Source organism: Bradyrhizobium tropiciagri, from assembly GCF_018130505.1.
Lineage (GTDB): Bacteria > Pseudomonadota > Alphaproteobacteria > Rhizobiales > Xanthobacteraceae > Bradyrhizobium > Bradyrhizobium tropiciagri_B.
This window is the reverse complement of sequence record NZ_JAFCKH010000001.1, coordinates 900,894-918,678: the sequence shown is the minus strand read 5'-3', so window position 1 is coordinate 918,678 and position 17,785 is coordinate 900,894. Positions and strand designations below refer to the sequence as shown.

The 17,785-nt window shown below is 62.6% G+C and carries 21 protein-coding genes; 8 read left to right on the top strand and 13 right to left on the bottom strand.

Annotated features, from left to right (window positions below; translation table 11 throughout):
- Positions 1-175: 175 nt before the first annotated feature.
- Together JQ633_RS04240 and JQ633_RS04235 are read left to right on the top strand one after the other, a co-directional pair.
- Positions 176-1,264, top strand: a complete 1,089-nt coding sequence (locus tag JQ633_RS04240; protein ID WP_211982633.1) for an LLM class flavin-dependent oxidoreductase — start codon at positions 176-178, stop codon at positions 1,262-1,264.
- A 23-nt stretch (positions 1,265-1,287) separates the two neighbouring features.
- On the top strand, positions 1,288-2,160 hold the full coding sequence (locus JQ633_RS04235) for a polysaccharide deacetylase family protein (RefSeq protein WP_211982631.1): 873 nt from the start codon (positions 1,288-1,290) through the stop codon (positions 2,158-2,160).
- A 6-nt stretch (positions 2,161-2,166) separates the two neighbouring features.
- On the opposite strand, the gene JQ633_RS04230 is transcribed toward JQ633_RS04235, so the two are convergent.
- From JQ633_RS04230 to JQ633_RS04205, 6 genes are all read right to left on the bottom strand, one after another.
- The gene (locus tag JQ633_RS04230; RefSeq protein WP_211982630.1) at positions 2,167-2,850 is read right to left on the bottom strand and encodes a TetR/AcrR family transcriptional regulator; all 684 of its coding nucleotides are present in this window, start codon (positions 2,848-2,850) and stop codon (positions 2,167-2,169) included.
- Positions 2,847-3,401 (bottom strand): flavin reductase family protein, encoded by a 555-nt coding sequence (locus JQ633_RS04225; RefSeq protein WP_211982628.1) that lies wholly within the window; start codon positions 3,399-3,401, stop codon positions 2,847-2,849. Before JQ633_RS04225 ends, JQ633_RS04230 begins: the two co-directional genes overlap by 4 nt.
- A gap of 10 nt (positions 3,402-3,411) precedes the next feature.
- Positions 3,412-4,605: an acyl-CoA dehydrogenase family protein gene (locus tag JQ633_RS04220; protein WP_211982825.1), complete on the bottom strand. Its 1,194-nt coding sequence runs from the start codon at positions 4,603-4,605 to the stop codon at positions 3,412-3,414.
- Between the two features lie 245 nt (positions 4,606-4,850).
- Positions 4,851-5,276 carry a GNAT family N-acetyltransferase gene (locus JQ633_RS04215; protein WP_211982626.1) on the bottom strand — a complete coding sequence of 142 codons (426 nt, stop codon included), beginning with the start codon at positions 5,274-5,276 and terminating at the stop codon, positions 4,851-4,853.
- Positions 5,277-5,328: 52 nt separating this feature from the next.
- Positions 5,329-5,622, bottom strand: coding sequence for a hypothetical protein (locus tag JQ633_RS04210; RefSeq protein ID WP_211982624.1), 294 nt, complete (start codon positions 5,620-5,622; stop codon positions 5,329-5,331).
- On the bottom strand, positions 5,619-6,083 hold the full coding sequence (locus JQ633_RS04205) for a phage terminase large subunit (RefSeq protein WP_249158738.1): 465 nt from the start codon (positions 6,081-6,083) through the stop codon (positions 5,619-5,621). Before JQ633_RS04205 ends, JQ633_RS04210 begins: the two co-directional genes overlap by 4 nt.
- 568 nt (positions 6,084-6,651) lie before the next feature.
- Between JQ633_RS04205 and JQ633_RS04200 the strand changes: the two genes are divergently transcribed.
- Positions 6,652-6,837 carry a hypothetical protein gene (locus tag JQ633_RS04200; protein WP_211982622.1) on the top strand — a complete coding sequence of 62 codons (186 nt, stop codon included), beginning with the start codon at positions 6,652-6,654 and terminating at the stop codon, positions 6,835-6,837.
- A 46-nt stretch (positions 6,838-6,883) separates the two neighbouring features.
- On the opposite strand, the gene JQ633_RS04195 is transcribed toward JQ633_RS04200, so the two are convergent.
- Positions 6,884-7,171, bottom strand: a complete 288-nt coding sequence (locus JQ633_RS04195; RefSeq protein ID WP_211982620.1) for a hypothetical protein — start codon at positions 7,169-7,171, stop codon at positions 6,884-6,886.
- A 208-nt stretch (positions 7,172-7,379) separates the two neighbouring features.
- Here JQ633_RS04195 and JQ633_RS04190 point away from each other — a divergent pair, with 208 nt between their 5' ends.
- Positions 7,380-7,640: a hypothetical protein gene (locus JQ633_RS04190; RefSeq protein WP_211982619.1), complete on the top strand. Its 261-nt coding sequence runs from the start codon at positions 7,380-7,382 to the stop codon at positions 7,638-7,640.
- A gap of 21 nt (positions 7,641-7,661) precedes the next feature.
- Here the strand turns inward: JQ633_RS04190 and JQ633_RS04185 are convergent, their stop codons facing one another.
- The 3 genes from JQ633_RS04185 to JQ633_RS04175 all read right to left on the bottom strand — a co-directional run bounded on the left by JQ633_RS04185 (position 7,662) and on the right by JQ633_RS04175 (position 10,165).
- Positions 7,662-8,015, bottom strand: coding sequence for a phasin (locus JQ633_RS04185; protein ID WP_211982821.1), 354 nt, complete (start codon positions 8,013-8,015; stop codon positions 7,662-7,664).
- A 127-nt stretch (positions 8,016-8,142) separates the two neighbouring features.
- On the bottom strand, positions 8,143-9,141 hold the full coding sequence (locus JQ633_RS04180) for an AraC family transcriptional regulator (protein ID WP_211982617.1): 999 nt from the start codon (positions 9,139-9,141) through the stop codon (positions 8,143-8,145).
- 91 nt (positions 9,142-9,232) lie between these two features.
- On the bottom strand, positions 9,233-10,165 hold the full coding sequence (locus JQ633_RS04175; RefSeq protein WP_211982615.1) for an AraC family transcriptional regulator: 933 nt from the start codon (positions 10,163-10,165) through the stop codon (positions 9,233-9,235).
- A gap of 293 nt (positions 10,166-10,458) precedes the next feature.
- Between JQ633_RS04175 and JQ633_RS04170 the strand changes: the two genes are divergently transcribed.
- Positions 10,459-12,621: a calcium-binding protein gene (locus JQ633_RS04170; protein ID WP_211982613.1), complete on the top strand. Its 2,163-nt coding sequence runs from the start codon at positions 10,459-10,461 to the stop codon at positions 12,619-12,621.
- Positions 12,622-12,816: 195 nt separating this feature from the next.
- Entirely contained in the window at positions 12,817-13,002 is a 186-nt protein-coding gene (locus tag JQ633_RS04165; protein ID WP_211982611.1) for a hypothetical protein, read from the top strand.
- A gap of 21 nt (positions 13,003-13,023) precedes the next feature.
- Here the strand turns inward: JQ633_RS04165 and JQ633_RS04160 are convergent, their stop codons facing one another.
- The 3 genes from JQ633_RS04160 to JQ633_RS04150 all read right to left on the bottom strand — a co-directional run bounded on the left by JQ633_RS04160 (position 13,024) and on the right by JQ633_RS04150 (position 15,670).
- Entirely contained in the window at positions 13,024-13,227 is a 204-nt protein-coding gene (locus JQ633_RS04160; RefSeq protein ID WP_211982609.1) for a hypothetical protein, read from the bottom strand.
- 133 nt (positions 13,228-13,360) lie between these two features.
- Positions 13,361-14,494 (bottom strand): alpha-hydroxy acid oxidase, encoded by a 1,134-nt coding sequence (locus JQ633_RS04155; RefSeq protein ID WP_211982607.1) that lies wholly within the window; start codon positions 14,492-14,494, stop codon positions 13,361-13,363.
- Between the two features lie 156 nt (positions 14,495-14,650).
- Positions 14,651-15,670 carry a GlxA family transcriptional regulator gene (locus tag JQ633_RS04150; RefSeq protein ID WP_211982606.1) on the bottom strand — a complete coding sequence of 340 codons (1,020 nt, stop codon included), beginning with the start codon at positions 15,668-15,670 and terminating at the stop codon, positions 14,651-14,653.
- 42 nt (positions 15,671-15,712) lie between these two features.
- On the opposite strand from JQ633_RS04150, the gene JQ633_RS04145 reads away from it, so the two are divergent.
- Both JQ633_RS04145 and JQ633_RS04140 read left to right on the top strand, forming a co-directional pair.
- Entirely contained in the window at positions 15,713-16,447 is a 735-nt protein-coding gene (locus JQ633_RS04145; protein WP_249158731.1) for a hypothetical protein, read from the top strand.
- On the top strand, positions 16,447-17,739 hold the full coding sequence (locus JQ633_RS04140; RefSeq protein ID WP_211982604.1) for an MFS transporter: 1,293 nt from the start codon (positions 16,447-16,449) through the stop codon (positions 17,737-17,739). Before JQ633_RS04145 ends, JQ633_RS04140 begins: the two co-directional genes overlap by 1 nt.
- The last annotated feature ends 46 nt before the right edge of the window (positions 17,740-17,785 follow it).

The window sequence follows — 17,785 nt, the reverse complement described above, 5'->3', positions numbered from 1 at the left end:
GTGGGCGTGGCCTCCCGGGCCGAATTTTTCGCTTTCCGGGATTAGAGGGGCCCGCCGGCCAAAGGTCAAGCTTATTTATCGACCGATTATTTATTCGATTGGGCTTGTCTTCGCAGCGCGAAGGCCGCAGGTTTCCATACAAAGCAAGAAGACCCGCCGCAGGGAGCAGCAGATCATGAAGCTCGGGTTCTTTACGATGCCGATCCATCCTCTCGACAAGGATTGGCGGCAGTCGCTCCGGGAGGATCGTGAGGCCTTTCTGCTCGCCGACGAACTCGGCTTCACCGAGGCCTATGTCGGCGAGCATGTCACCGACCGCGCCGAGAACATCACCTCGAGCATAGCCTTCATTGCCTGGCTCGCTGCCGCCACCAAGCAGATCAAGCTTGGAACCGGCACGATCAACATGCCGAACACGCATCCGGCAGCGGTCGCGGCATCTGTCGCGATGCTTGATCACATGCTCGACGGCCGCTTCATTCTCGGCATCAGCCCGGGCGGATTGCTTTCCGACGCGGAGGTCTTCGGCAATCTCGACGCCGATCGCAACGCGATGTTTCTCGAGGCCATCAACCAGGTTCTTGATATCTGGGCCGGCAAGCCGCCTTATGATCTACAGGGCAAATACTGGAATGTCTCGGTGAGCAAAACGCTGATCGAGGACATCGGCCAGGGGTTCATTGCCCGGCCGCTGCAGACCCCTCATCCACCGATCGTCGTGACTGCGGTTGCTCCGTTCTCGAAGGGCGTCACAGAGGCGGCAGCGCGTGGATGGGATCCGATCTCGGCGAACTTCCTGATGCCGGCCTGGGTGAAGAGCCACTGGCCGAAATATGTCGAAGGCTGCAACCGCGTGAACCGGGCGGCTGACGCCGCGAACTGGCGTGTCGCCAAGAGCGTGTTCGTTGCAAAGGACGCAGCGACCGCGAAGGCCTATGCCATGGCCCCCGACGGCCCCTATGTCTACTACTACCATCAGCTGTTCACGAAGCTGAAGCGCAGCGGCCGGCTCGAACTGTTCAAGACGCGGCGGGACCAACCGGACTCCGAGGTTACGCTGCAATCGATCTGCGACAGTCTCATCATCCACGGTACGCCCGAAAGCGTCGCGGATCAGTTGCTTGCGTTCCAGGAAGAGGTCGGCACCTTCGGAACCCTGCTTTATGCCGGCAAGGACTGGAAGGACCGCGAACTCGGCCGTCAATCAATGATCCTGACGGCCGAGAAGGTCTTGCCGCGGATCAATTCCGCGGCAGCCCGATGAACGGTGTAATCAAGGAGTTCGAAGTGGCATTCACCGATCGCATTCCCTACCAGGCACAGGTCGATCGACCGAAGCTCACGCTGCCGGCCGGCAAGAAACTTGCCGTGTGGGTCATCCTCAACGTGGAAGAATGGCGCATCGAGAACGCGATGCCGCGGAGCGTGCTGAGCCCGCCGATGGGTCAACCCCTGTTGCCCGACGTGCCGAACTGGTCATGGCACGAGTACGGCATGCGCGCCGGGTTCTGGCGGCAGTTCAAGGCGCTCACGGACCGAAACATACCCGTGACGCTCGCCCTGAACGCCAATGTCTGCAACAGCTATCCGCGCGTAGCATCAGCAGCGCTCGAGGCCGGTTTCGAATTCATGGGACATGGCTTCGTCCAGGGACCCATGCACAAGCTCACAGACCAGGCGGATGCGATCAAGCGTTCCGTCGAAACCATCGCGAGGTTCACCGGGAAGCCGCCGCGATCGTGGGAAAGCCCAGGGCTGACCGAGACTGAAGATACGCTCGATCTGCTCCGCCTCAACGGGATCGAGTATGTGGCCGACTGGGTGATCGACGATCTTCCCCAGGACATCGCCACGCCGCACGGGACCGTGACGACGATCCCGTATTCCGTCGAAACCAACGACATCGTGATTCATGCACTGCAGCATCTTCCGTCCGATCAATTCCTACAGCGCTGCACTGACCAGTTCGATCGGCTCTACCTGGAAGGCGCCGAGAATGCGCGGGTCATGGCCATCTCCGTGCACCCCTACATCACCGGGGTGCCGCATCGAATCAAGTATCTGGAGGCTCTGCTCGACTACGTGATCAGCCACGACGGCGTGGCGCTGATGACCGCGAGCGAGATTGGAGATTGGTATCGGGCCGAGATGGCGAAATAATTCGGCTCAACCAGCGACCTTGACCGGCGCCCGCCGGCGATCAGCCGCGTTCTCCGCGATCCTCTCAAATCCCGCGAGAAAGATATCAAGTGCGTCACTGATCATCTGCGCCTTATCTTCAAGAACAGGCGCGTCATAGATGTATTTCCGTACGCCGTAGTAGAAGATGCCGCCGTGAAACACCCAAGCCAGCTCCAGCTCGGCGGCACTCGGTTTGCTCACCGCAAGTCCGGCCTCGTGCCGGCATTCCCTGATGATGCGGGTCAGGATCTTGTCCTTGACCATGCCGACGTACCAGCGATTGATATCGAGGCCCTTCAGACCCGAATAGAGATAGATCCGCAGCCATTTTCGGGTGAAGATCGCATCCGTATAGGTTTGGTAGAAGTCCTGCAATCGCGGGCGAAGCGGACGGGAACGGTCGGAGAGCAGCTTGTCCCAACCGGGCTCGAGGGGACCGAGATATACCCTGCGGTAGACCTCCTTGATGAGATCGTCCTTGCTCGGAAAGTAGCGGTAAAGCAGCGGCTGCGTGACGCCGAGTTTGCGCGCCAACGCGCGGGTGCCGCCACCGAATCCTTCCTCGGCGAAAAGCTCTGTCGCCCTGGTGACAAATTCGCTGCGGCGATCGTCAGCCGACAAACGTTTCTGCTTGGCGCGCGCCGGCTTCACTGGCGTCTTTCGGCTCATGGCGTCTTGCCGCCCGTGTCAGGCAGAAACCGGCCAAAACCGCCCCGTGCGAACAGGAGTGGCTCGTTTCCAGTATAGGCGTACGCTTCAACCGCCCCCAGAAATATGACGTGATCTCCACCGTAATAACGATTGGCAGCGCGGCACTGAAAATTGGCAATCGCATCGGCGAGCACGGGCGCATTCCCAAAACCTGGTGTCCAGCTCACGCCCGCGAACTTGTCGGCAGACGATCTCGCGAATTGCGAGGCCAGCGCCTGCTGAGCCGCGCTGAGAACATTGACCGCAAAATGGCTGGCGTTCTGGAAGATGGGAAGCCCCTGCGAAAACATTCCGAGACTCCACAACACCAGCGGCGGATTGAGCGACACGGACGCGAAGGAATTGCATGTGATCCCGTACGGCCTTCCATCGGCCGACATCGCAGTGACAATCGTCACGCCGGTGGCGAATGTGCCAAGTGCATTGCGGAAATCACGAGGATCAATCGCCGAATTGTCGCTTGCCAACTCGTTGGCTGGATCAGCCGGATGTTTGGGTGAGTCGGACATCCAGCCAGCCTCAAAGCGTCAGATTGTCGGACGGCAACCCGAGCGCGACCCGCCCGTAGTTGGTTCCCGCGGCATCGGTATTGAATGCAAAATGTGAGTTCACCGCGTGGGCATCGCGGAATTGACGCTGCAGGGTTCCGGAGGTGAACAGGCTGCGGGCTCCGCTCGCCGCAAACAGAAGGGACACCGCCTCGGTGCACAGATTGACGGAGAACGCGCCATCGCGGCGCAATTTCGTCTTCGCTGCGATATCGGGAATTCGGCCACGTCGGACGTCTGCGAGCACATCAATGCAGCTGGTGCGCATGACGAGGCGCGCGGCATCGACCTTCGCCGACGCCTCCGCGATTTTGATCTGCGTGCTCTGCAAGTCGCCGATCTTGGCCCTGTTGTACGTCGAGGCGCGATCTCGTGCGATCTCGACGTAATCATCAAGGCAAGCCTGGGCATTCCCCAGCCCGACGCCCGACAGTACATATGGGAACAGCGAGAACACCGGGAGCGCGTAGAGCGCATTCGGATTGACCACGCTGCCCGGCGTTGGGCCGCCGGCGACGTCCCGGACCGCAACGGTCATATGCTCAGGGACAAACGCATTCGTCACCTGAACATCGTTAGAGCCCGTCCCACGCAACCCGGCCGCGTTCCAGGTATCCTTGATGCGGTAGTCCTGCTTGTTCAGCAGGAACAGCCGGTATTCGACGCCATCTGCCTCATCATCGGATTCCACGACGCTGGCAAGCATGTTCCACTCGCTTGCCTCGACGCCGGACGAGAACGGCCAATGTCCGTTCAGGACATATCCGCCATCAGCCTTGGTCGCGCGACCGGCGGGAAACACGAAGGAGGATGCGATCAGCGCGCCCGGATCCTTGTCCCACACCGCATTCTGCGCCTCGGGAGCGAACATTGCCAGCATCCAGTGATGGCTCGCCAGATTGGCAAAATTCCACGAGACCGATGCATCGGCTTGCGCCAGGACGTCGGCGCAATCGACCAGCGCCACGTAATCGAGCTCGCTCCCGCCGACCCGTGCCGGCTGCAGGATCCGAAACAGCCCGCTGTCATGGAGATCCCGCTCGGTCTCCGGCGGCAATCGCCGCAGTTCCTCGGTCCGGGCAGCGCGTTCGCGCAATGCGGGAACGAGGGCTTTGGCCCGCGCGACCATGACCGAATAGCCGTCCGAACCGGGACCCCTCGGCATAGCTGCCTCACGCCTGCGGCCAATATCAACCATCGAAAAACCTTCGGTTCGATCCCATGGCATCGGGATGCGATCAAACCCATGAGCCAGTTTATCGAGTGATCACCAGAGATCAAGACATGTGAGGCCGGTGGCACTGCACAAAGGGTGGTTCGGCCAGCAGGACGGATAGGCTAGAAAACACCACAGCGCCCGGCAGCCGTTCAGCCACCGGGGCGCTACGCGCAAAATCGATCCGGCAGGGCCTATAGCTTCCTTCGCCAATACAGCGAATGCGGCCATGCCCAAGGCGAAGGTGGCTCAAAGAGCCTGTACCCCAGCCGGATAAAGTTGTTCGCAGAGATCCGATTATCCGTCGTATCCGACACGATCGCGGTCCAGCCGACTCGCCGAGCTCGCAGCTCCAGCGCGCGAGTGAGCCGCATCTGCAAGCCGTGGCCGCAATGCTGCATCAAAACACCAACACGGCAGAGATATCCCGCGTCGGCGACGTGGGTTGACGGAACGACGCCGGCGAACGCAACCGGCTCTGCTCGATGGAACGCAATCCACCAGTGTCCCTGTTCGAAATCAGGAGGCCGGGTGCCGTCGCGGAAAGTCAATTGATGCAACTCGCCGAGCGTATCCGCATACTCATCGTCTCCTGCGTCAACCTCGCGTATCCGATACATGGTCGAGCCTCAAAACTCCAATTGTTCAGCATCCGTGTATGCGCGATACTAGTCACCTCCCGAGCGTCGCTTTGATGCCGAGCCAAATGGCTCCGATCAATCCTGTCGCTATGACGGTAATCGCGGCCTTGAAAGTGTAATTTTGCGCCTGCTCGACGCTTTTTCGCCACCTGCGCAAGTGTTGGAAATCCGCTCGCAACTCGTTGCGATCGCCTTCCTCGATGCCAAACGAAGTCAGGATCGTCGCAACGGTCTTGACCACAACGGCATCGATGTCACTTCGGCGGACGCGCTCCTGTTCAATCAGCGTCTCCATGACGATTGCTCTAACGTCCGCTTCGTTCATTGCATCACCGCCTGATCACGCATCCCGCGAAAGATGACAACCCCGTCCCCCGGCGTCGCGATCCTGTCGGAGTAGAGCTTGAAACCGGCGCCGATGCCGAGCGAAGCGATCTTGCTCTCGACCAGCCGCTTCGAGGATTGCGCCAGCGTCCGCTGCGCCTCGCGGATGCAAACCGCCAGCGTGCCGCGCTCGGCCTGGCACATCTCGACCAGCAACTCGCCGAAGAAATGGGATTTTCCTGACCCCCTCCCCCCGAATGCTCCCTTGTACCGCGCCGGCTGCAGCAACGGCTCGAACACTTTCGCGGTTGGAATTTTCAGAATCGACAAGGCTGCTCTCGATACAACATTCGGCCCCGCACGTCCGCTTGCCGTCGAGGGAGGTGTCGGGCTAAAGCGGTCGTCGACGGGCGCGCGGCGCTTGGCGCCGCCGATGGAAGAAATGTGCGGCAGACCGCGCAATCGGCTGCGATCTTTGGGGCGCGAACCTTATCCCTGACGACGGGGCCGCGGGCGGCGCCGGCTTTCGCCGCGCCGCAGGACCGGTGCGTTCGCGCGCGCCGGCCAATTGGTGGTTGTTGTGAAGAGTTCGGACGGCGGCACGCTGACGACGCTCGGACGACGGGGGAGGATGTGGCGTCGTGACGTTGCGGCCGCCGTCCGATCGGTGAAGCGGCAAACAAAAAGCCCGCTGCGGATGTCTCCGCGCGGGCCTTTGACAATTTCGGAATGATGGAATTATGCCGGTGAGTTGCCCGACGTGTCAACCGTTTTTCCGAAACTTGACGAAAACGGTAAAATTGGAAGGTTCGGCTTCGACAGCGGGAAACCGCCTTCGACGAAAATTCGTGTCAAATCCGTAGTCGCCAACAAGAAATTTCCGCCGGCGACCGTATGCTTGTTGCGATGATGTCATTGTGCCGGTGAGTTGCCCGACGCGTCAAGCTCATCAATTGAAATCGACATCGGGACAGTTTGGTTGGCGCCGGTCGCAGGATCCGCGCCTCACTCGCATCGCAAGGAGGCGTCGATGTATTTCGTTGCTGCCGCGCTCGCGGTCCTGTCAGGCCTGTTCTATGCCGCCGGTCATCATCAGATCGGCTCGGTCGGCAATACGATGTGCCAGTACGGCGGCATGTTCTGCGAAAATCCGGCCCTGGTGCTGGTCGGCGCTGGCCTTGCCGCGGCCTGGGGCACGTTCGTCAGCATTCGCTGAACGCCATTTCGATATCCGCGATAACTCCGAAGGATATCGACGGACACTATTGCGCTGGGTTCGGGTTCGCCGGATGAACCGGCTTTGGTCCCGCAGGATCCGGCTCGAGCGGCGCCTTGGGTTCGGTCGGCGTGACCGTTGCGCCGACGGCTCGCGCGGCCTCCCCGGTCGTCGAATAGTTGGCCGAGGCCGCCGGTTGCAGCCTTGGCTTATTCCAGGGGCCGTGATCGACGATCAGCATGCCCAGCACGCTGAAGGTCGCGACGACCGCAGCCACCACGAGTGGCGTGCCGCCGTGCCGTTTTCTCTCACTGACCGTGTGAGCATTCGTCATGCCGTGATCTTCCTCCGCAGATGTCGTTGCCGAAACAAGCCCCGGCGCGCGCGGAAGTTTCCGGTTCCTTGACCGCGAAAGTGCGCCATGACTTCGGAACCAATTCGCGGCTACGGCATTTGCCCGCATGGCCGTTATCCGCCGCGACGGCCCATCTGTCGCGGACGGGGTGCGGGCAGTTGTCCTTCAGCAAATTGCGGCACGGCACATGAGCTTCGAAACGCCCGAATCCCCGCTGCAACCCACGCTCGGCGAGCGCGCGATCGACGCCGCGACGGACGTCTCGCGCACGATCACGGACGTCTCGGACGGTCTGCGCGCTGCCGTGGACCGGCTCAGCAGCGCCATCGCAGCTTCGCGCCGACCCGGTGGCACGCTCGCGACCGTGAGCGCGGTGACGCGCGAGGCGCCGCTTGCCAGCCTGTTCGTCGCCTTCCTGCTCGGCGTAGCGGTTGCTCGCCGGCGCTGAGGAGGCCGCCGCCCGGGCAGCCTAGAACTTGCCTTTCGCCGCATCCTTGGTGGCGGACATCACGTTCCCCGTGATCTGCCGCATATGCTCGCCGGCATTGGTGAACTGGCTGCGCAGGAATTCCGACTGGATCTGCATCGCCTCCTGCAGATCGGTCGCGTGCACCAGCTTGCGCGCGTGCTCGAACGCGGCCTTCATATTCTGCTCGGTGAACGACAGGGCCTGCTTGGAGATGTCCGTTCCGGCGCCCGGCATCGTTGTCATGGACTTGCTGGCGGCATCGAAGAACAGGCTGAAGGCCTTCTCGGCCTGGTCGATGGTCTTTTCCGCGAGGTCGCGGAGTTCGGCAGGAACTTCAAGCTTCGGCTCGATCATGATCGCCCCCTGAATTAAGACGTGCGGCAAGGTTAGCATAGATCGCGACCGCGTCAGCGTCACCTGATCGATCATCATTGCGAGAGCGGTTCCGGGGCAGCCGAGGAGGTCGCCAAGGAATATTGACCTAGCTGCCCGATGCCCCCTCGCCGGCCCGCAGTTCGGACGGCGAAACACCGTAGCGGCCGCGGAAGCTACGGTTGAAGTACGGTTGGCTGCTGAAGCCGGCCTCGGAGGCGATCGCACTGATCGGCAGGTCCGCAAAGCGCCGATCCGTCAGCATCCGATGCACCCAGGCGAGCCGCCTGGCGAGCACGAATTCGGTGAACGTCACTCCGTCGACCTCGAACAGGCGCTGGATATAGCGGACCGGCAACCGATGTCGTGCCGAAAGCCGGTCGATCGAAATCTCGTCGCGGCCGATCGCCTGCTCGATATCGGCCTTGATCTCGCGCAGGCGTGCCGCGCGGCCACCACCCAGCCTGGCCACGACGGCCGCATCGCGCGAGGCGCCAAGCGCCAGCACGACCAGGTCGTGAACGTGCTTCACCACGGTGGGCTGCAACTGGGGAATCGCCAATTCACCGGACTCCTCGAGGAATCCGACATAGCGCGCCAGCATGCGAAGCGGCGGGCTGGCGGCCGGAATGGACCGGCCGAACATGGCATCGAGCCCAGGGACCATCGGGGCAATGGTGCGCGCGGGCATCGACAATGTCAGCGAGCGGCACCCTGCCGAAACCTGGCTGACCAGCGGCTCGGCCCCGGTGCCGACGAACCCGTCCCCGACCCGCACAAGTGCATCGCGGCCGAGCTGCTCGACCTCGAAACTGCCGGCCAATCCGATCGTGAGAAACAGCCGGTCGCTCTCGACCTGACAGGGCTTGCGTCGATACAGGGCCTGGAAGAGATCGCCGCGCATCGTGGCAAGGCCCGGCAGCCGGCGAAACATCACATTGGCGTCGAGCCGGTCTCGGCTCATCGGCTCGATATCCTGCTTGCACAGGGTCTTTCCATAGACCTCGCGCCACGCCTCGAGCCGATCGGCCGGCGCGTAGTCTGCCGTTGTAAATCGGAAGATCGACGGGTCCGGTCCAGCAGCTTCAGCTCGCCGGCTCTCCGCCATCGTCCCATCCCCTCAGCCGCCTGCGAATATTGGTCGCAGGCCGGATCATTGGGTTCAACTCCCGCGGGAAATCAGCCCGAAGCGAGACCAGTCAGGACGCCAAACGCCGTCTCGCCTTTTCGCTGGCGCGGACCTCCGAGGGAGACGCGCCGTAGCGGCGGCGGAAGCAACGGTTGAAATAGGGGTGGTCGGTGAAGCCGACCTCGAAGGCCACGCTGCTGATCGGCAGCCCATCATTTCGCCCGTCGGCAAGCATGGCATGGGCTTTCGCCAGCCGCCGGCCGGTGACGTATTCGGTCAGGGTGGTGCCCTCGGCCTCGAACAGGCGCTGGATGTAGCGGACCTGCAGGCGGTGACGCGCAGAGAGCGCCCCCACCGATACGTCCTCCGTACCGATCGCCCGCTCGATATCGGCCTTGATCTCGCGCAGTCGTGCGGCCCGTCCACCGCCGAGCCCGGCCGCCACGGCCCCATCCGGCGACGCGCCAAGAGTGAGCGCAAGCAGATCGTAGACGTGTCTCACGACGCTCGGCTGCAGCTCGGGCTCGGCGAGTTCGTCGGCGGTTTCCAGCAGGTTCAGATAGCGGGTCAGGAGCCGTAGTTGCGGAGTCTCGGCCCGGATCGACAGGCCGAACTTCCGGTCGAGCCTGGGCACCATGGTGGCGATCATGGACAACGGCACCGACAAGGTCAGCGACCCGCATCCCCTGGAGAGGCGCTTGAAGACAGGCTCCGCAGCGGTGCCGATGAACGCCTCGCCCGGCCGTATCTCGCACTCGCGACCCAGTTGAACGGCCGAGAACCCACCGGCCAATCCCACCGTGAACAAGAGATTGTCGCCCTCTATCTGCGACGGCCTGCGCTCATAGGAAGCTTCGAACCGGTCGGCCTGCATGATGGTGAGGCCGGGCAGCTTGCGGAAGGTGACGTCTGCAAGCATGTCGTCCGGGTCGATCGGCTCGATCACCTGCTTGCACAGCGTCCTTTCGTAAATGTCGCACCAGGCATCGAACCGGTCCTTCAACGGAAACTGTGCCGTCGAGAACCGAACAACGAACGGGTCCGGCCGCGTCCCGGCCGAGTATCCCGGCATTGCGCCATTAGCCACGTCTGAGCCCCTCACCTGCCTGAACGGTTAGTCCGGTCTGGCTAGCTTTGGTTCAAGGCGAACCGGCCTCGATTGTCGTTTCCCGACAGGAGATCGGTCGCGCAAATCCAAGGCCGGCATCCCGCCGGCGAGACAGACCCCTCGAAGGCGCATCGGAACATCCCGGGGATGACCCCCAAGCCGCATGCACAGCATCGATGGAGCGCGCTATGGCGACCTATACCCATTACGAGGCGACACCCCCGGCAGCCGACATCTACGGCACACCCAAGAAGTGGGTCGAAACGATGGGTTCGGCCTACACCGCGACCCTCAATACCATCAACATCTTCAACGGCGACGGCACCCGGACCGTGGCACACGGTTCATTCGTCGTGATCGGTGGCGATCTTTTCGGCGGCGTCGTCACCTCGCTCGATCGCATCAGCGGCGACGGCAGTATCTTGTACGAGAAGATCAACGGCACCGCGATCGACGCGCTTCAATTCGTCGGCGCGACGGCGGACGGCAAGCTCGGCCTCGCTCTGGCCAACGCCGACACGATGACGGGCTACTCGGGAGCCGACTGGCTCAACGGCTATGGCGGTCCCGACCAGATGGCGGGCGGCAAAGGTGACGACGTCTATGTTGTCGAATCCGCCAACGAGACAATCACAGAGCTCGCGAACCAGGGTTATGACACGGTCCAGACGACCCTGGCGAACTACACGCTGGCCGCGAATGTCGAGGGTCTCTGGTTCTCCGACACCGGATCGCATAATGGATTCGGCAATGAGCTCGGTAATTCCATCAGCGGCAACACCGGCAACGACATCCTGTACGGAATGGGCGGCGACGACACCCTCGACGGCCATGGCGGCATCGATACGCTGATCGGCGGCACCGGCAATGACCACTACATCCTGCGCGCAGCCACCGATACCCTGATCGAGCAGGCGAATGAAGGCATCGACAGCATCTCTACCTCCTTCGCGAACTATACACTTCCTGACAACTTCGAAAATCTCTTCGTAGATATCCCTGCCGCCGGCTTCGCGAAGGGCAACTCCGCCGACAACCGCATCTCCATCAATGGCGGGTCCGGTGTGACCGTCTACGGGTATGACGGCGCCGACATGCTGATGAGCAGCGGCGGCAGCGATACGCTGATCGGGGGATCGGGCAATGACAAGCTCGTTGCATCAGGCGGCCATGACATCCTGACCGGTGGAGCTGATAGCGATACCTTCATCATCCATGGCGGCAATCACGTCATCACCGACTTTGCAACTGGTCTCGGCACACGCGATCGCATCGATCTCGATTCGTTCAAGCCGGGCGCACTCGACTTTGGTCAGAACATGTTTCGCACCTTTGCCGACGTGCTGGCGCACGCCACGCAGGACGGTACGGATGTCGTCATCGATCTCGGGAAAGGCAACACGCTCACCTTGCAGGATGTCCAGAAGTCGACTCTCACTGCCGGCGATTTCGTTTGGTCACAAACATCGAGCGACCTGAACGGCGATTACAGAAGTGACGTGGTCTGGGTCAACGACGACGGCAAAGTGTCGATCTGGGACAGCGGCGATATGGCGCAAGCACACATCATCGCTCCAGCCGGCACGATTTCGAACGGATGGCATTTCGCCGGCACCGCCGACTTCGGCGGCGGCGGCGTCAGCGACATTCTGTGGGTCAACGACGACGGCAAGGCTTCGATCTGGGAAAGCGGCCAGATCGGCGGCGCGCACATCATCGCACCGGCCGGCACCATTTCGAACGGATGGCATTTCGCCGGCACCGGCGACTTCGACTACAACGGCCGCAGCGACATTCTGTGGGTCAACGACGACGGCAAGGTCTCGATCTGGGATAATGGATCCATCGGCAACGCCCATATCGTCGCGTCCGCCGGCACCATCTCGAACGGGTGGCACTTCGCCGGCAACGGCGACTTCGACGGCAACGGCTACAGCGATATCCTGTGGGTCAACGATAACGGCAAGGCCTCGATCTGGGACAACGGCCAGCTCGGCAACGCCCATATCATCGCCCCGGCCGGCACGCTTTCGAGCGGATGGAAATTCGCCGATACCGGCGACTTCGACGGCAACGGCCAGAGCGACATCCTGTGGGTCAACCAGGACGGCAAGGCCTCGATCTGGGACAACGGTCAGATCGGCGGCGCCCATATCATCGCCCCGGCCGGCACGATCTCCAACGGATGGAGCTTCGCCGATAGCGGCGACTATGACGGCAACGGCACCGCCGATATCCTCTGGCGCAACGACAATGGTGCAATGTCGGTCTGGAACGACGGCAACATCGACAATGCGCACATCATTGTCAGCGCAGGCGCCGCCCCGCAGGACAGCTGGCACATCGTCTGAACATTGATCTGGCCGCCGCCGCGCGCATCGCGGCCGGCGGCGGCACCGATCAATGCAGGATCAGACCAAGTTGCGTAGACGGAACTCCCAGACTCCGCGAGCGCCCGGATTCCAATCGTGTCAGCACTGTGGCATAAGTGATTCGGGCTTTCGTTCGGTGGCGTTTGCGTCTCTTTGGGGACATGGGGACATTCGATGCTGCGCACCTTTCGGCCGACGCCGACCTGTACGCGATTCAAGACCAGCATAGAGATGCCGTGCATGAAATGCGGCGCGCAGATGCGGCTCGCCCTGATCGAGCCGCGCGACCAAGTTTACGACGTGCTGACCTATCAGTGCACGCCCTGCAATTCCGGCGAAAGCTTTTTGAAGGCACGCTAGACCGATCCGGCGCAATCCGGCTTAGCCGTTCAGCACAGCCGTTCCCAACGGCGTCAACGCCGGCCCGTCATCGTGCAGCTCGATCAGATCGAGTTCGGCGAGGATGTGGAGATCCTCATCGCTGACCGGCGATAGCTTGAGCCGGCCGGCCTGGATATCCCGCAGCGCCCAGCGCAAACCGATCGCTCGCTCCAGAGGAAATTCCGCGAATGGATGATCTGCCATTCGCTTCGACTAGTACGCCATTTCGCTGAGACTTTGTCATCGCCGCGGCGTCATTATGGACGCACGGCATGACCCCAGCCAGGCCGCGATCAAAGCCCGCACGGGCCTCGATCGCGCCTCGCCCTGCAGCGGCTCAGTAGCGATAGGGCTCGATATCCAGTAGCGGGTATGCGCTGAATACGCTCGGCAGATTGGTCGGCATGGCCGGATGCAGATAGGACTTGTCCAATTCCGCAAAGCTGGTGGCGCCGAGCAGCCCGAGGCAGCGGACCACCTCGTCCTCGAGCAATTCGAGCATGCGCACGATTCCGGCCTCGCCCGCGGCGGCGAGCGCCCAGCATTGCAGGCGTCCGATACCGACGAGATCGGCGCCCGAGACGATCGCCTTCACGATGTCGGTGCCGCGGCAGACCGCGCCATCGACCATGATCTTGGCGCGGCCGGCGACCGCATCAACGATCTCGGGCAGCACGTGCATCGAACCGCGGCCGTGGTCGAGCTGCCGTCCGCCATGATTCGACACATAAATCCAGTCGACGCCGTGATCGATCGCGATCCTGGCGTCTTCCGCGGTCGCGATCCCCTTGAGGATGAGCGGAATCTTGAACTTGTCCTTGATCAATTTCACCGTCCGCCATTCCAGGCCCTTCTGGAAATCGCCGCCGGTGGCACGGATGCGGCTTTCGCGGACGTAGCGCTTGGCGATGTCGCGCTCGCGCCTGCTGTAATGGGCGGTATCCACGGTGAGACAGAACGCGGCGTAGCCGTTGTCGATGGTGCGGCTGACGACGTCCTCGACGAACGCGTCGTCACCGCGCACATAGAGCTGATAGATGCGCAGCGCATCCGGCGCCGCCTTGGCGGTTTTCTCTAGCCCCGGCTCCGACACCGAGCTCAGCATATGAGCTGCACCGAAGGTGCCCACTCCGCGCGCGACGGCCGCGCCGGCATCGGGATCGAAGATTTCGAGCGCGCCGACCGGGGCGATCATCACGGGAAGCCGGAGTTTGCGTCCGAACAACTCGGTTGAGGGATCGACGTTGATGACGTTGCGCAGGACACGCGGCCGGAACGCGATCTCGTCGAGCGCCATCCTGTTACGGCGCATCGTGGTCTCGCTTTCCGAGGCGCCGACGATGTAGTCCCAGGCATTCTGGTTCAGTCTGGCGCGGGCCTTCCGCACGAATTCGTGCAGGTTCTGGTATTCCTCGCCGCTGGCGCCGAGCTCGACATTGCGCGCAGGTCGCATGGGGGTCCCGTCATTCATGGTGTTTCTTCTCCCGATTTGGCCGGCACATTAGCCGCAGACAAACCGGAAAAGCTACCGCCTTGAACCATGAATCCGTCCAGCGAAGGCCTGCTATTCGCGTGCGAGATGGATCGACCTCGACAAGAGGATGTCCGTACCTGAATCGCCCCTCAGCTATCCGCCCGAAAAGCGGTTTCGGTACTCGGTCGGCGACACGCCGAGGTGGCGCAGGAAAGCCCGGCGCATCCGTTCGTCATCGCCGAACCCTGCGCGCTTGGCCACCTCGACCACACCGCCGATCTGCTGGCTCTCGAGCAGCAGGCGCGCCGTCTCCACGCGCAAGGCCTCGACGCCGCTCGCGGGCGTCATGCCGGTGCGGCTGACATAGGTCCGGGCGAATGTGCGCGGCGTCATCCCGGCCTTCTCGGCCAGCGTCTCGACCTTCAGATCGCTCGTGATGTTCTCGATGATCCAGGCATGCAGCGCGCTGAAGCGTCCCTCGACGTCAGATGCCTGCGCCGCAAGAACGGTCGAAAACTGGCTCTGACCGCCCGGGCGCTTAAGGAACACGACGAGCCGGCGCGCGACGTCGAGCGCGGTGGTATGGCCGAAATCCTCCTCGATCATGGCAAGCGCCAGATCGATGCCGGCGCTGACGCCGGCCGATGACCAGACCCGTCCATCCTTGACGAAGATCGCATTGGGCTCGACGCGGATGCTGGGGAAGCTGTCCTGCAGGCGCGGGCAATAGCGCCAGTGCGTCGCAGCACGTTTGCCGTCCAGTATCCCGGTCCAGGCCAGCGCGAATGCGCCGAGGCATACGGATGCAATCCGGCGGGCATTCGGCAGCGCCGCCCCGATCCAATTCATCAGATTGGCGTCGTCGCGGATCTTCCAGATGCCCGGCCCTCCGGGGACCACCAGCGTGTCGACCTCGTCGGGCCGCACACTGTCGATCGAAGCGGTGTCGACCTGCATGCCGACGTCGGTCGGCACCAACCCACCGGAAGCCGAGAGATACGACAGCGCATAGCCCGGTCCAGGCAGCTCGATCGCCTCCAGTTCGGCGAACACCTGCGCGGGCCCCGAGATGTCGAGCAAGGTCACGCCCGGAAAGGCGACCATCGCGATCCGCCGCGTGGCTGTCTTGTTCGCCGGCTCAAATCGGGACGGTTTGGCAGTTTTCGAGGGCATATTGTCCTTTAAGCCATTCGAGGCTCCCCTGTATAGCTCGCGATGGAATACTGGAGTTCTGCCATGTCGCGAAATCTGGGCAGCCGATACGGAGCGATCAAATCGCCCTGGACGGATTACGCGATTTATAGCTTTCCCGACGCGTCCCGAATTGAACCATGCGACCGTCAGCCGCTGATGGACGCGATGAACGGTATCATTGCCGTCAATTGGCAGGCCAGCGAGCCGCACTGGACGCAGGCGTCCTCGCCGTTCGACCGCAAGTACAGCCTTATCCTGGTCTATGACGACGCCGGCCTGGTCGCCTTTTCGGTGTACCGCGTCCTGCAGATGTCGGCCGGGCTCGGAATCTACCGCAGCGGCACCGAAGTGCTGCCGGCGCACCAGGGCCGCGGCCTTTACGGTTTCTTCACATCCGAGGTCCTGAAATCCTCAGGCGCCGCCGAGCGGGCCGAAGGCGAGGTGCTCTACGGCTGGCGAACCCGCAATCCGATCGTGTGGGCCGCCAACGCCAAGATCTGCGAGAAGGTAACGCCTTCGCTGCTCGACGACACGCAGGATCCCGCGTTGCAGGCCGCGTGCGTCGAGATGTGCACGTCGCTGTATCCGGGCAAGGCGCTTGAGGTGCCCGATATGATCATGCGCGGTGCCTACGGTCACATCAAACACCATCGGCAGGCCTATCATGGCGTGGCGTCGCTGGTCGACGCCGCGATGCTGCGCAAGATCCCCGATACAGCGGACGCCCTGTTCTCCGTCGGTTACGCGAGGCTCTGATGGCGATGCTCGACCAACAGGCCGTCTACGCCCCGACGTCGCGGCTGACGGATCGTGCCTATCTGGCCTGGGCTGCGGTCGCGATCGCCTATGCCATCGCGTTCCTGCAGCGCGTGTCGCCGCAGTCGATCACCGGAAGTTTCATGCACGACTTCAACACCGACGCGGCCGGTGTTGCGATGCTCGCCTCCAGCTATTTCTGGGGCTACACGCTGATGCAGATCCCGGCGGGTCTGTTGGTCGACCGCTACGGCGTCAAGCACGTCGTGCTGACCAGCATGGTCGCCTCCTCGCTCGGCAGCGCCGCGTTCGCGCTGGCGCCGAACCTCGTGGACGTCTTTGCCGCGCGCCTGATCGTCGCCTGCGGCGATGCGCTGGTCTTCACCGCGCTCCTGAAGCTGGTCGCGCAGAGCTTTGCCGACGAACGGTTCGGCATGATGTCGGGAATCTCGCAGGTCTCCGGCTATGTCGGCGGCGTGATCGCGACGACGCCGCTCGCCGCCGCGGTTTCGGGCTTTGGCTGGCGATCCTGCTTCCTCTTTATCGCCTGCATCGGTCTTGCGAACCTCGCTTTCGCGAAGGTCGCGCTCAAGCCTGATCCGGTCTCACACAGCAACAAGACCCTGAAGGGCGTCGTCGTCGCGGCACGGCAGGCGCTCGGTCATCTCGCCAACTGGGGCTGCGCAATGACCTTTGCGTCGCACTTCGCCGTCGTGACCACGCTGTCGGGCGTGTGGGGTATTCCGATGGTCGCGCATTTCTTCAATATCTCGCCGACGGCCGCCGGCACGCCGCTGCTCGCCTTCATGATCGGCAACGCCCTTGGTTCGATCTTCCTGGGTCACGCCGCCGACCGTGCCGCGGGGGCGCTCGACCGTGCGCTGATCGGCATTTGCGTGTTGCGCATGCTTCTGATCGCGATGCTGGTGCCGGCAATCGCGCATGCGTTCGGCTTGGTCTACGTCACCGTCATCTTCACCGCATTGGGCCTCGTCGCCGGCGGCACCGTCCCGCTGGTGCTGAAATGCGTCAAGAAACTCTACACCGCCGACCTGATCGGCGTCGGTGCGTCCGTGAACACCACGGCTGCCGGCATCTTCGCCGGCGCCGCGCAACCGGTCATTGGCTTCGCGATGCTTGCCGCCAGCCAACTCTCTGGAACCGACGCCGTACACAGCGCTGCCGCGATCGATGACGCCGGTTACGTCGCCTTGATCGTCATTCTGCTCCTGATGTCGCTGCCCGGCATTGCCGGTCCGCTGCTGATGCGGAGCAAGTTGATAGCTCGTTAGTCTCATTGTGAGTGAAGGGGATGTTATGGAGCGCTTGTTTTTGAGA